The organism is Lentilactobacillus curieae, from assembly GCF_000785105.2.
Classification (GTDB): Bacteria; Bacillota; Bacilli; order Lactobacillales; family Lactobacillaceae; genus Lentilactobacillus; species Lentilactobacillus curieae.
Map to the genome: position 1 here is coordinate 36,960 of NZ_CP018906.1, position 12,404 is coordinate 49,363.

General features: G+C 39.6%; 14 protein-coding genes and 1 other annotated feature. Of the genes, 6 read left to right on the forward strand and 8 right to left on the reverse strand.

Going from position 1 to position 12,404, the window contains the following annotated elements:
- Positions 1 to 125: 125 nt before the first annotated feature.
- Together PL11_RS00205 and PL11_RS00210 are read left to right on the forward strand one after the other, a co-directional pair.
- On the forward strand, positions 126 to 698 hold the full coding sequence (locus PL11_RS00205) for a DUF975 family protein (RefSeq protein ID WP_078256874.1): 573 nt from the start codon (positions 126 to 128) through the stop codon (positions 696 to 698).
- 219 nt (positions 699 to 917) lie between these two features.
- Positions 918 to 1,316 carry a pyridoxamine 5'-phosphate oxidase family protein gene (locus PL11_RS00210; protein WP_035166834.1) on the forward strand — a complete coding sequence of 133 codons (399 nt, stop codon included), beginning with the start codon at positions 918 to 920 and terminating at the stop codon, positions 1,314 to 1,316.
- A 65-nt stretch (positions 1,317 to 1,381) separates the two neighbouring features.
- On the opposite strand, the gene PL11_RS00215 is transcribed toward PL11_RS00210, so the two are convergent.
- The 7 genes from PL11_RS00215 to PL11_RS00245 form a co-directional block, all read right to left on the reverse strand.
- Positions 1,382 to 2,527, reverse strand: coding sequence for an ArgE/DapE family deacylase (locus PL11_RS00215; protein ID WP_035166833.1), 1,146 nt, complete (start codon positions 2,525 to 2,527; stop codon positions 1,382 to 1,384).
- A 20-nt stretch (positions 2,528 to 2,547) separates the two neighbouring features.
- On the reverse strand, positions 2,548 to 3,246 hold the full coding sequence (locus PL11_RS00220; RefSeq protein WP_035166832.1) for a methionine ABC transporter permease: 699 nt from the start codon (positions 3,244 to 3,246) through the stop codon (positions 2,548 to 2,550).
- On the reverse strand, positions 3,246 to 4,331 hold the full coding sequence (locus PL11_RS00225; protein ID WP_035166831.1) for a methionine ABC transporter ATP-binding protein: 1,086 nt from the start codon (positions 4,329 to 4,331) through the stop codon (positions 3,246 to 3,248). Before PL11_RS00225 ends, PL11_RS00220 begins: the two co-directional genes overlap by 1 nt.
- Before the next feature lie 31 nt (positions 4,332 to 4,362).
- The gene (locus PL11_RS00230) at positions 4,363 to 5,208 is read right to left on the reverse strand and encodes a MetQ/NlpA family ABC transporter substrate-binding protein (RefSeq protein ID WP_035166830.1); all 846 of its coding nucleotides are present in this window, start codon (positions 5,206 to 5,208) and stop codon (positions 4,363 to 4,365) included.
- A gap of 17 nt (positions 5,209 to 5,225) precedes the next feature.
- Positions 5,226 to 6,398 (reverse strand): pyridoxal phosphate-dependent aminotransferase, encoded by a 1,173-nt coding sequence (locus PL11_RS00235; RefSeq protein WP_035166829.1) that lies wholly within the window; start codon positions 6,396 to 6,398, stop codon positions 5,226 to 5,228.
- A gap of 58 nt (positions 6,399 to 6,456) precedes the next feature.
- Positions 6,457 to 6,686: a binding site (T-box leader), on the reverse strand.
- A 58-nt stretch (positions 6,687 to 6,744) separates the two neighbouring features.
- The gene (locus PL11_RS00240) at positions 6,745 to 8,157 is read right to left on the reverse strand and encodes an MFS transporter (RefSeq protein ID WP_052127771.1); all 1,413 of its coding nucleotides are present in this window, start codon (positions 8,155 to 8,157) and stop codon (positions 6,745 to 6,747) included.
- A gap of 163 nt (positions 8,158 to 8,320) precedes the next feature.
- Positions 8,321 to 8,896: an LOG family protein gene (locus PL11_RS00245; protein WP_035166827.1), complete on the reverse strand. Its 576-nt coding sequence runs from the start codon at positions 8,894 to 8,896 to the stop codon at positions 8,321 to 8,323.
- A 68-nt stretch (positions 8,897 to 8,964) separates the two neighbouring features.
- Here PL11_RS00245 and PL11_RS00250 point away from each other — a divergent pair, with 68 nt between their 5' ends.
- The 3 genes from PL11_RS00250 to PL11_RS00260 all read left to right on the forward strand — a co-directional run bounded on the left by PL11_RS00250 (position 8,965) and on the right by PL11_RS00260 (position 10,936).
- Positions 8,965 to 9,294, forward strand: a complete 330-nt coding sequence (locus tag PL11_RS00250; protein WP_035166826.1) for a MazG nucleotide pyrophosphohydrolase domain-containing protein — start codon at positions 8,965 to 8,967, stop codon at positions 9,292 to 9,294.
- Positions 9,295 to 9,390: 96 nt separating this feature from the next.
- Positions 9,391 to 10,449: a baeRF6 domain-containing protein gene (locus PL11_RS00255; RefSeq protein ID WP_035166825.1), complete on the forward strand. Its 1,059-nt coding sequence runs from the start codon at positions 9,391 to 9,393 to the stop codon at positions 10,447 to 10,449.
- Between the two features lie 115 nt (positions 10,450 to 10,564).
- Complete coding sequence (locus tag PL11_RS00260) at positions 10,565 to 10,936, forward strand: hypothetical protein (RefSeq protein WP_035166824.1); 372 nt, start codon at positions 10,565 to 10,567, stop codon at positions 10,934 to 10,936.
- Between the two features lie 54 nt (positions 10,937 to 10,990).
- Here PL11_RS00260 and PL11_RS00265 read toward each other — a convergent pair whose 3' ends face one another.
- Entirely contained in the window at positions 10,991 to 11,458 is a 468-nt protein-coding gene (locus PL11_RS00265; protein ID WP_152638978.1) for a hypothetical protein, read from the reverse strand.
- A 129-nt stretch (positions 11,459 to 11,587) separates the two neighbouring features.
- Between PL11_RS00265 and PL11_RS00270 the strand changes: the two genes are divergently transcribed.
- Entirely contained in the window at positions 11,588 to 12,364 is a 777-nt protein-coding gene (locus tag PL11_RS00270; RefSeq protein WP_035166822.1) for a hypothetical protein, read from the forward strand.
- Positions 12,365 to 12,404: the final 40 nt, after the last annotated feature.

Genomic DNA, 12,404 nt, shown 5'->3' on the forward strand with positions numbered 1-12,404 from the left:
ATAAACTTTGGTTTACATGAAAATTTTACCATGATTTTCACCAAAACACCGACTTCCCACCTTGTAAATTATCCCCGCCACTGGTACGCTTGTACCGGTTAAATAATTAAAAGGGAAGTGGTCTTATGTCTGGTTCGGACAGAGTTAATATTAAAGAATGGTCTAAAAAGGAACTCAATTCTAATTTTTCATTCTACTTAGTTTTATGTATTTGTGCGCTACTTGCGTATTTCTTAACCAACGGAATTGCTCAGTGGCCCAACTTACACAACACTGATATCAACGAAGTTTCAACTAGTTTTATGTCAGGTTGGCTTGGTTCATCATTCTTGATTGGCCTAATTGCTAGTTTGCTGCAAAGCAGTGCTATGTTTGCCATGATTGATATCCAAAGAGATAATGCAGAGCACAAAAACGCGATGCAACGTGCTTTTTCAATTTTTGATAACGGTCAATACTTCATTGGTTGGATTATTATTACCATTATTACCACTGTGCTCACATTTTTATGGAGTTTGCTATTATTTATTCCCGGAATCGTCAAAAGTTTTTCATATTCACAAGCCCTTTTGATCTATCGAGATTCAGTAAAAGCTGGTCACCCAATGGGCTACATGGAAGCAATTACCGAAAGTCGTAAGCGAATGGATGGCAAAAAAGGATTCCTATTTATCTTTGACCTCAGCTTTTTAGGCTAGTTTATTCTTACTGGATTTACGGCTGGAATCTTAGGAATCTGGGTTTATCCATACTACTGGATTGCAACCATCAAATTTTACACTGATTACATTGCCACGGACGAAAAGCGACCTTATGAAGCTGAGTCTGAAGGGCCAAAGCATTTTGATTCAAATTAGTTGTGCTAACCATTAAATAGTCATAAAATGTCTCCGATTTGAAAATAAGGAGATGGCAAAATGGCTAAACTTAATCAAGCAATGAAAGATTTGATTTTGGGAGAATTATCGTACATTGCGACCGTTGACAATGAAGGCAATCCAGATGTCGGTCCCAAGATTTCAATGCGAGTTTTAGATGATGAGCACCTTATTTATAACGAAATGACGGGTGGTCAAACCCAAGCAAATATCAACTCTAACGGTAAGGCAATCGTTGCTATTGCTAACGCCAAGGCGCTTAAAGGCTTTCGTTTCGGTGGAACCGCCAAACTCTATACTGATGGTGAGTATTATGATGCAGCAGTAAAGTGGGCTGAAGGTAAGTATCCCACCCCTAAAGCAGCTGGGGTGATTACCATTGAAAAGATTTGGACACTTGATCCAGGACCAAAAGCAGGAAAAATTTTTGAAGAATAATAAAATAACGGAGCTATGATGTAAAAGACATCGTAGCTCCGTTTTTTCATTAATATCAAAACATCTTAATTAAAAAACTTTTTAGCAATTTCTTCATAAGTTGCAATCGTTTCAAAATAACTAGTTAAAGTAGTAAATTCATCTACTTGATGAGCTTTATCCCACGCATCTGGACCTAAAATCACAGTCGGCATATTAGGGTTTGATTGAATAAATACGCTAGCATCAGTAGCTCCATTGATAATGGAAAGTTTAACTTCTCGATCTGTAAAGTTATTTTCGGCAGCAGCGTCGACTAATTTGACAAATTCATCATCCGGCTGCGTTTCAACGGGATGGAAATTATGAATCAGCGAGAACTCTAATCTAAAATCACCTGATTGATTGATTTTAGCAATGGTAGATTTGATTCTATCAATCACCTGCTCATTAGGAAATTTCAGAGTTGGCCGAATGTTTCCATATATTTCAGCATAGTCAGGAATAATATTTACCTGGTCTCCACCTTTGATTAAGGTAACGCTGTGCTTCACAGGTCCAAGATATTCATCTTGTTCAACATCATCAAAAAGGTGTAATTCCGCATTGACGTACTGAACAATTCCGTTAATCGCATTAACCCCTTGTTCTGGAGTTGAGCTATGCACAGCCTTACCAAAACTCTTAACTTGATAATTAAGGCTTCCAGAATGAGCAAAAATCACTTGGCCCCCAGTGGGTTCCCCAACGACCATTGCCGTTACATCCTTGGCAATCCCATCAGCGTTCAACCGGTTGGCTCCTGGAGTTCCATACTCCTCACCTGCCGTTGCGATGAAACGAATCTTACCGCTGATTGGCGTATTGCTTTCGGTCAGTTCAATCAGGGCAATCAATTGAGCCGCAAGTCCGCTCTTCATATCGGCAGTTCCTCGGCCGTACGCTTTGTCGCCATCAACCGTAAACTTTAAAGGTTCATGTTCCCACTTGGACTCATCCCCCAAAGCAACCGTGTCTTGATGACCTTCAAAGGCGAGTACCTGGTTGTTACTGCCACTGCCAATTTCGGCGACTAAGTTGGCCCGGTTATCGTCAAAAGAATCAATTTTACTGTCAATCCCGTGCTCTTTTAACTTACCTGCTAAATACTTGGAAATAGCCAATTCATTGCCATTGACCGAATTAATTTCAACTAACCGTTTTAAAATATCAATTTTTTCTGCTTGTTCCAAAAATATTATCTCCAATCAAACTACTTGCTTTGATGATCCAATTTTTTTGCTAAGAAATCGCCCACTAACTGAACAATCAACACAAAGATTAATACTAATAAAGTAGCAATCCAGGTCACATCATTTTGGAATCTATTGTATCCATAAGAAATTGCGGTGTTACCTAAACCACCAGCACCAATGGCCCCCGCCATCGCTGTCAGTCCAATCAAACTAATCAAAGTAACCGTAGTAACCCGCACCAGCTCTGATCTAGCCTCTTGAAGGTATACATCAATGACTAAGTCCCAAAAACTCGCACCGACTGATTGGGCAGCTTCAATCTTACCGTGGTCAACTCCAGAGAGTGCCACTTGAACTTGACGAGCATAAAAGGGAAATACTCCTAACGACAGTGGCACTAACGCTGCCGTGGTCCCAATTTGAGTTCCAACAATCCAATTAGTGACTGGCGAAATGAATGCCAATAAAATGATAAACGGAATTGCTCGGAAAATTGAAACGATTTTATCAAAGAAATTAAACCAAAACCGATTTTCCTTGATTCCGTGTTCATCAGTGAGGACAAGACCAATTCCAAAAATCAATCCTAAAATCCCACCAAAAAGGGCAGACCAAAACGTCATAAATAATGTTTGCCCAATCGAAGTTGCCCAGCCTTCATCACTAAACCAACCTAAACTAACCACGTTTGGTAATATTTTTGCTAACCAATCCATTAGTTTGTCCCCTCCTCATCCAGTGAAATTTCAGTAACCTTAACACCAATTTTATTCAAATAATCCACTGCTCGTTTCCGATTTTCTGATTCTCCAGTCACCACTACAAATAGCGTACCAACTGGAGTGCTTCTTAATAGTTCAACGTTTCCATAGATAATGCTGGTTTGCACATCAAAGTCCGCGTAGAGCTTCGTAGCGATTGGATCCTCGATTGATGATCCTTGATAAGTTAACCGTAGAACAGTCGCGTCAGGACTACTCTTAGTTAGTGATTGTTTCAAAATTGTGATTGCTTCTTGAGAGTTTTGTTCCGTTCCCACTAACTCTTTTGTTAAAGCCGATTTTGAATTAGTAAAAATGTCTAATAAAGTACCTCGTTCGATAATCTCGCCAGAACTCATCACAGCAACTTTGTTGGCAACCTTTTTGACGGCGTCCATTTCATGGGTGATAAGGACAATTGTGAGTCCAAGCTCCTTATTCAACCGGGCAAGTAACTCTAAAATTTGAGTGGTGTTTTTAGGATCAAGTGCTGAGGTGGCTTCGTCAGAAATCAAAATTTCTGGATTATTTGCCAGTGCTCTGGCTATCGCTACCCGCTGTTGTTGGCCACCAGAAAGTTCAGTGGGATAAGCATTTCCCCGATTTCCTAAATCAACTAACTCTAATAGCTCTTGAGCGCGTTGGGTAATCTGTTTGTCCTTTAGTTTACTGTGACGGAGGGCAAACTTAACGTTTTCGATTACCGTCCGTTCTTCAAGTAAATTAAAGTGTTGAAAAATCATCCCGATTTCCCGCCGTTCTGCTCTCAGTTCTTTGGGGCTCAGAATTTTTTCTTTACCAGACTGTTTTTCAAAAACGACTTTACCATTAATGGTAACGGTTCCGTTAGTTGGAATCTGCAGTAAATTGAATACCCGTACCAAAGTAGATTTGCCGGCACCAGAGTAACCAACAACCCCATAAATATCACCCTTTTCAACCTCGAGGGAAACATTTTTAACCGCTTTAATCGGCTCAGGTTCCTTACCTTTGTCAAAAAAGACATCAATATTATCTAACTTAATCATAGTTTCACTCATCGACTCACCTCAAACTACTTTCTAACCAAAATTATTTATTGATATCTAAATCCCAAGCAGGAATTTCAGCTGTACCGTATTGCTTCTTAATTTCTTTTTTAACTGCAGGAGTTTGGTAAGCTTTAACAACGTCCTTGTAAGCTTGTTTGTCTTTGTCAGACTTCTTTGCTGCAATGATATTGATCCATTTTGCTGAATCCTTGTTGATAGGCTCTACATAGATTGCACTCTTATAGTTCAAACCAGCCGATTGAGCAAAGTTAGTGTTGATTACTGCTGCATCAACATCTGAGAGTGAACGGGCAACTTGGCTAGCGTCCAACTCCTTGATCTTGAGTTTCTTAGGATTCTTTGAAATTGATCCCAATGTTGCTTGCTTAGTTCCTGGCTTAAAGTCAATCAAGCCTGCATTTTTAAGCACGAACAAAGCTCTAGATTCATTGGTTGCATCGTTAGGAACAGCAACAGTTGCGCCCTGCTTAAGATCCTTTAAGTTTTTAACTTTCTTTGAGTAAACGCGGATTGGAGTGATGAATGTCTTTCCAATTGGAACAACCTTGTTGCCATTGCTCTTGTTCCAATCAGCCAAGAAATCGTAATGTTGAAAGGCGTTTAAGTCCACGTTATCTTGTGCTAATGCCTTGTTTGGCTGAGTATAATCAGTAAATCGCTTGAACTTCAAAGTTAACTTGTACTTATCCTTAGCAGTTTTAGCAACTTGTTTCCAAATTGCATCATCCTGCTTAGTACCTGACATAATCCCGATAGTTACTGTTTTGGCATTACTGCTTCCACCACGGCCAAAACTTAAGTAACCAATTCCTAAAATCACGATGACCACAACGGCCCAAATTGATATTTTCTTTCCCTTACTCATAAATAATTCCTCATTTCTTAAAATAGGTTTAGTTTTGCAATTCGTTCACAGGCTTCAGTGTAACGAGGCTCGTCAATCAATAACCCCACCCGAATGTATCCTTCACCATTAGCTCCAAATCCAGTACCTGGGGCAACTGCCACCGCCGCCTTGTCCAGAAGCAAGTCGGCGAAAGATTCGCTAGTATATCCTTTTGGAACTGGCATCCAGGCATAAAAGGTTCCCTCTGATTGATAAGGTTCCCAGCCAATTGATCTAGCTGCTTTGAAAAATTGGTTTCTCCGCTTCTCGTATAGGGCAACTAACTTTTTAACACTTTCTTGGCTATCAGACAGTGCAGTTACTGCAGCAGACTGAACGGCTGGAAAGACGCTAACAAACAGGTGATCCTGAATTAAATTGATTGCTTCAATAATTTCTGGATTTCCAACAGCAAATCCGATTCGCCACCCTGCCATGTTATAAGTTTTCGACAAGGTATACGTTTCGATTCCAACGTCTTTTGCCCCTGAGGTTTGCAGGAAGCTCAATGGGCGATTGCCATCAAAACCAATTGCTCCGTATGCAAAGTCCTGAACTATTTGAACATCGTTATCCTGAGCGAATTTAACCGCAGCTTCGTAAAATTCAGGTGTGGCAATTGCTCCCGTTGGATTATTAGGGTAATTCAAGTACAAAAGGTTACGCTTAGAATGATCAATCTCAATCTTACTAAAGTCTGGAAGATATCCATTCTCCTCTGAAATTGGGTATAGTTGCAAGTTAGCTCCGGCCAACGGAACTCCGGAAAGGTAATCTGGATAACCTGGATCAGGAAGTAAAACATTGTCTCCCGGATTCAATAATGCTAACGGAAGTTCAACAAGTGCTGTTTTAGAACCGCCAATAATCGCAACTTCCTTTTCCGGGTCAAGTTGAACACCATACTCACGCTGATAAAAATCAGCTGCAGCTTGTTTTAGCTCAGGCTCACCACGAAAGGGCGAGTACTTGTGGTTAGCAGGATCTGCGGTGGCCTCCTGCATCGCTTTAACAATATTTGCTGGCGTTGGTTGATCAGGATTTCCTTGGCCCAAATTAATTACGTCCGCTCCTGAAGCAACCTTTGCCCCAACCTTTTTAACCAAACTTGCAAAGAATTGCTTTGGTAAATTGTTTAAGATATCTGACTGTTCAATTGTCGTTATCATTACCCCATTTCTGTTTTCAAACCATAAAAAAAGTCCCTCTAGTTACAAAAATAGTAACTAAAGGGACGACGAATCGTGGTACCACCCTGTTTCGCAACCTGACTAAGTCAAATTGCCTCATCAGCACAATAATGCTAGGGATGGTAACGGATCCTGCCGTGACCACCGCGTTAACGATGATCCATTTTTCAGAGTTCATCTTCATTTTCATTGCTATTACCGGTTCTCACCAATCCCGGCTCTCTTTAAACAGTCTTGGAAAACTACTCTTCTCTTCATGACTTGGTTTGTTAAATTATTATAAATCATAACATCGTTTTTTAATAAATCAAGTAATTAATTAAAATTACTTGATGATTTTTTTATTGGGGTCAGCAAAATTGATTACTAGCACAACCACCATCATCACTGCAGATAAGGTAAATACTGAATGAAGGCCGTTTAAAATTATGCCATCGATCATTGATCTGTTGGTGACACGAACATTAGTGCTTGAACTAATTACATCGTTGACTTTGCTAAAAGAAATTCCGTGAAGTTGCATTCTAATAACAACGTTCAAAATGGCTCCATATACACCCGTCATCACCGTTTGACCGAGAGAACGGCCCAACGTTAGTATCGCGGTGGCCGACCCTACCAGGCTGTCGCTAACTAAATGTTGACTCAGGATCGTGTTCATACTGATCACAATCCCCATCCCGGTTCCGTTGACAGCCGAAATAATGTAAAACATCCAAAACGGAAAATGGATGTTTGCAAAAACTAGCATCAAGTAAAACACTAATTGAATCGTGACTACGAGCATAATCACCCGTTTAGGTACAAACCTGGCAATCAATCCGCCGACAAAGAATGACGCAGTCAACCACATAACGGAGCTGGAAGTAACAACCATCCCCGCCCCAGTTGCGGGTAATCTGTACAGTGATTGCAACCAAATTGGTAAATAGACCTGAAAACCAATCAAGACCCCACTTAAAATTGTAGCCGTTAAAATTTGCACGTTAAATGTTTTGACCCTAAACATTTCTGGTGGAATCAACGGGTCATTAAACCGGGTTTCTTGATGAACTAGCAACCCAAATCCGACTATGGCAACTACTAACAGTACCATTGAAATCGCTAAGTTGGTATCCAAACTCTGAATACCTAATAACAACGCTACCAGTCCAACGGTAAGCCATAAAATTCCTAACCAGTCGATAGTTAGCTGGCGTTTTTCAAAGTTTGACTCAGTATAGCCAATCGCAATAATCACAAAAACTAAAAGCCCTAAAGGAACATTAACGAAAAATACCCAATGCCACGATAAATGGTCAACCAAGAAACCACCAACAAGTGGCCCAACTAATGCTGACAGACCCCAGGCAGTGTTATTTAAGGCCATCACTTTTGCACGTTCTTTAAAGCTGTAGTAATCAGCGATAATCGTAAACGTTAATGGCATAACTGCACCAGCACCGATTCCCTGAATCGCCCTTGCAGCAACTAAGAAGAAAATCGATGGTGAAATTCCACTTAAAAAGGAACCGATGGTAAAGAGCAGTACCCCCCATTGAAACACTCGTTTTCTGCCTAACGTGTCAGCCATCTTTCCATAAATTGGGGTGGTGATAGCTGTTGTCAGCAAATAAGCACTCATGATCCAACTTTGAAACGCCAAACCATGCAAGTCACTAATGATTGCGGGTAGAGCTGTTGTGACGATAGTTACCTCAACTGAAGTCATAAAGGTAGCAATAAACACTGCAATCATAACTAACCCACGATTTTTGTGTGTCTGTGTCAAAAAAACACACCATCCTTTCTCTGTATCCAAACAATTTATTATACGCCTGTTTTATAAGATTTAATTTAGCAAAATAAAAAAAGAGGCCCAGATGCATTAGCATCACAGGCCCCGTTGGCTTACTATTAATCTAATTGCTTTTGTTATAACTTCTAATTACAGGTGGCTCATAATTGTTCATAAATTTATAGATTTCTGTCAGCGAGTCAGAAAAAAGCAACTTCTGGCGATCTTCAACCGTCAAAAATTCTTTTTTAGTCATCTCATCAAACATTTTTTCTAATGGGTCATAATAGCCAGCAACATTATAGAAGACACACGGGCTGGGATTATCACCAATTCGTGCCCATGAAAAGGCCTGAGATATCTCCTCCAATGTTCCAGGACCTCCAGGCAACGCAATACAACCATCAGATTGTTTCATCATTTCTTGCTTACGAATATCCATATTAGCAACAATCTTCAAATCAGAAAGCCACTCCAGTGCTGCCCCTCGATCAAAAAGTTCTTGGGGCATAATGCCGTGCACCGTCCCGCCAGACGCCACAACCGACTTAGCTAGCAATCCCATCAAGCCAACACCGCCACCACCATAAACTAAATCTAGGTTATGCTCAACTAACCAATGAGCTAATTTGACGGTCGCTTCTTGGTACACCTTATCGTTTCCTGCTGATGCTCCACAATATACCGCAACTTTTTCCATTGATAATCCCAACCTCACAATCCTATAATTAAAAGCACTACGATAATAATATCACGGAGGAATTGTGGATGAATTTAAAAGATCATGAAAATTGGTTAGTAGAGTTTTACAAACAACGAGATTGGTATAAGTACACACCTCCAGTTAGGCTAAATTATTTGACCGAAGAGGTTGGTGAACTGTCAAGAGCAATCCGTTCAATTGAATTCGGTCGCGATCATCCAGGTGAGCACAAGCTATCAACCGATGAAAAGTTTGATAACTTAAACGAAGAACTTGCAGATGTCATTGACCAAGTACTGATAATTTGTAGTCAATACGACATTGACCCCACATCCTTAATGGAATATAGCGAGCGGAAGCTAAATAAACGTTTCGAATCAAATCAAGGTGCTTAATGGAAAGTTGCTACGGTAGGCATCAGACTCATTTGACCCTCCCTACTCACTTTTTTGTTACAATAAAGTTATACAAACAAAGGGAGCGTGACATAAATGACAAAACTAATTACACTGAAAAACTTGCCGAAGACACTGACTCCGAATGAAGATGTACTCACCTTGAGTATTAATTTAAATAAATTAAAATACCAACAAGATGAGCGTCTGCACCTAAAGAGTGCGCTTACAGAAATTAAAAAATATTCTATGGAACACCCTGAATTAAACTATAAAGAGCTTGAACGTCAGGTAGACAACTTGATTGATCAGAACCTACCATACCAAGGGATAACGTTATTCATTCAAGGTAATACTTTAGAGTTGTTCGTTTTACCACGGACAACTGTTGACGAAGTAAAGTTAACAATTAGCAAATCTCCCGACTTACTATCTATTTTACGTGAGCAACCAAACAAGATGTATTACTTGTTAGCGTTAGAGGGAACATCATTCAGACTATTCAAAATTGTTGATAAAGCAGTTGCACCCGTGAAATTAGATGTAGACGCCCCAACCGACCTAGTGGAAACATTAGGATCAGAAAAACGTGGTGGTGAACTTAACTTTAGTGGTCAAGGTGGTTCAACAACTTTCCATGGCCACAATGAAACAAGCAAGGAAAAACAGATTGATTTAGAGCGTTACTACCGCGAAATCAATAAGTATCTGGTTGAAACTATTGACTTAACTGTTCCAATCGTCTTAATGGGATTACCTAAAAATCTGGCATTATTCAAACGAATTTCAGAAAAGCTGTCTCTATCTGAAATTCAAATTAGCAAATCCCCAACGGACTTAACAAATGCCCAAATTGAAAAGACCACTAGCAACGAAATCAGTGAACAAGAGGTTGAAACAATCACTGACGATGTTGCTGCCATTAATAACAAGCGGGTATTAACTGACACAGCTGAAATTGACCAAGCAATTGATACAAACCAACTAAACAAGCTGATTGTTAACGTTGGTAATCTATCCAATAGCGTTGATGACCACCTATACAATGACATCAACCGAATTATCTCTCGTGCCTTAAAGATTAACAGTCAGGTGGTTGTTCTTAAACAAGAAGAACCACAATCACCAGCCTTATTGGAAGCAACAACTTATTAATCGAAAAGCTCACAGAGCACGCCTAAATGGGGCTGTTTTGTGAGCTTTTTGATGACTTGCGAAAACCACCAAAAAATAATAAACTAAGGGTCTATTATTTTTTGGAGAGTCGATAATGAAAAAGCTGATATTTTCAATCTGGGCAATTGCCCTGTTAATCATCGCAGGTACCCTAACTGTATTCGCAAGTAAAACAAATTCCGACACTCAGTCTAACCAACAATTAGCACCCCAAACTCAAACCAAGCTAATCAACATCGCAGATAAAGCATTAACAAAACGCGAGGCAAAGCAAACTCGAATCGTCTATGTTGGCAAAGTAGTCAGACATCACCAGAAGTTCTATTTACTTGCTGGGATCAAACGCCAAACTGGTAAAAGAGCCTCAACAAATGCAGATTCAATTTGCAATTTCTTTATCAACGAAAATTTTAAATTAAAAGCAATTTCGAAGACGGATTTCCCGTCAAAAAATGTTTTAAAATAAATAAAGCTTACTCTATAGCTGCGATTAAATCACAGCTAAGAGTAAGCTTATTTTTTATCTCTTTAAATCTGAATTAGTCATAATTTTAACTTGGGGCTTTTGATAATAATAAAATTGTTTCATCGTTGGCTCATATAGACTTTGTTGACCATAGACGTCAAATGCCCGTTTGATAGTTACTGAGTGCCCCGGTTTAACAACAACTGGCTTATGCGGAAACACAACGTTTGCTTTACTCTTCGGAAAATTGGGCCGGTAATATTTGATTTTAGAGAAATCGAACTTCACATTTTGCTTAGTCCCGTTTTTGATTTTCATATTCCGATATACCCGCACATAGACACTTGGAGAATTCTTAGCATCATAGTGCCAAGCACCAGAGAACTTTACAAGTTTCTGCTGCTTATGTGATAGCTGATCATAATTAACAGTCTTTGCCTTGCTAGCAAAAGTGGTCTGGCTAACTGCCATCCCCAATGCCAAGGAAAAAAGTAACGCTGTACTACACTTAAATTTTTTCATGCAATCATCATAACAAGCTGGTAATTTGGGTTCAACGCTTTTAATCAAATCGTAAAATGACTGTTATCTCAGCTTCATCTTTGGATTCAGTTGGAAACTGCTCTATAATAAAATATTGAGGTGAATTATATGGACTACAAAAAACTAATAATTACGACAGGTGCCGCAGTGATTGGGGTATTCGGATTATCGCTAACCACTCAAGCAAGCACTTCAAATCAATACGGTTACTACCAAGCTAAAAAGACAGTTAAAGTACCACTTTATGGAACTAGTCAGTCTGTGAAAATCAAAAAGAACACAATTGTGCCCGGATACACTTTTCAAGACGCATTTAGAACTCAAAAAAGTATCAAATTAAACTTAAGCTCTTTAAGTTACCAATACCGTAAGTCATGGCCAAAAATCGCCAAAAATATTGACTGGCAACAAAGCGGCGCCACAGAGCAGGCAGTATCGTTTAAGGCGGTCACAGCCCCTCAACAAATGCTATTCAAAACTGTAAGTACGTTACCCCTGACCGGAATGTTCTACGTGGGTAACCGTGCTAATTCTAAGGGAACTACTACTCTAAAGAGTCGGCTAGTTATCACCACGGATGGTTACATCGAACGATATTACGATACGTACCCAAATGTTAGTCAAAAACCAGTGGCCACCGCAAAAATTAGTAAGGTTCAAAGGAAGGGGCTAACCACGTACCTTTACTACCCTAATCACATTAAGGGCGTGAAGGACCAACACGTTGCTAAAACCGGCAAATTTCAATATCGATTAACAATTAAAAACTTAAATAAGAGCACCCAAACTAAGCTGAAAAACGCTGATGTTGCTAGCGAACGCTATGCTGTATATTCATTTGGCGGTCAGCACTACTTCACATTGATGAATCAAGTCGACTTCTAGTCATCCTGGTTGACCTATCAATAAAAATTAGTTATATTGA

Excerpts from the sequence above, each read along its gene's own strand:
- PL11_RS00230 (WP_035166830.1), bottom strand. The coding sequence starts at position 5,208 with ATGAGTAAGGGAAAGAAAATATCAATTTGGGCCGTTGTGGTCATCGTG.
- PL11_RS00265 (WP_152638978.1), bottom strand. The coding sequence starts at position 11,458 with ATGAAAAAATTTAAGTGTAGTACAGCGTTACTTTTTTCCTTGGCATTG.
- PL11_RS00240 (WP_052127771.1), bottom strand. The coding sequence starts at position 8,157 with ATGATTGCAGTGTTTATTGCTACCTTTATGACTTCAGTTGAGGTAACT.
- PL11_RS00260 (WP_035166824.1), top strand. The coding sequence starts at position 10,565 with ATGAAAAAGCTGATATTTTCAATCTGGGCAATTGCCCTGTTAATCATC.
- PL11_RS00255 (WP_035166825.1), top strand. The coding sequence starts at position 9,391 with ATGACAAAACTAATTACACTGAAAAACTTGCCGAAGACACTGACTCCG.
- PL11_RS00205 (WP_078256874.1), top strand. The coding sequence starts at position 126 with ATGTCTGGTTCGGACAGAGTTAATATTAAAGAATGGTCTAAAAAGGAA.
- PL11_RS00250 (WP_035166826.1), top strand. The coding sequence starts at position 8,965 with ATGAATTTAAAAGATCATGAAAATTGGTTAGTAGAGTTTTACAAACAA.
- PL11_RS00270 (WP_035166822.1), top strand. The coding sequence starts at position 11,588 with ATGGACTACAAAAAACTAATAATTACGACAGGTGCCGCAGTGATTGGG.
- PL11_RS00220 (WP_035166832.1), bottom strand. The coding sequence starts at position 3,246 with ATGGATTGGTTAGCAAAAATATTACCAAACGTGGTTAGTTTAGGTTGG.
- PL11_RS00225 (WP_035166831.1), bottom strand. The coding sequence starts at position 4,331 with ATGAGTGAAACTATGATTAAGTTAGATAATATTGATGTCTTTTTTGAC.
- PL11_RS00235 (WP_035166829.1), bottom strand. The coding sequence starts at position 6,398 with ATGATAACGACAATTGAACAGTCAGATATCTTAAACAATTTACCAAAG.
- PL11_RS00245 (WP_035166827.1), bottom strand. The coding sequence starts at position 8,896 with ATGGAAAAAGTTGCGGTATATTGTGGAGCATCAGCAGGAAACGATAAG.
- PL11_RS00210 (WP_035166834.1), top strand. The coding sequence starts at position 918 with ATGGCTAAACTTAATCAAGCAATGAAAGATTTGATTTTGGGAGAATTA.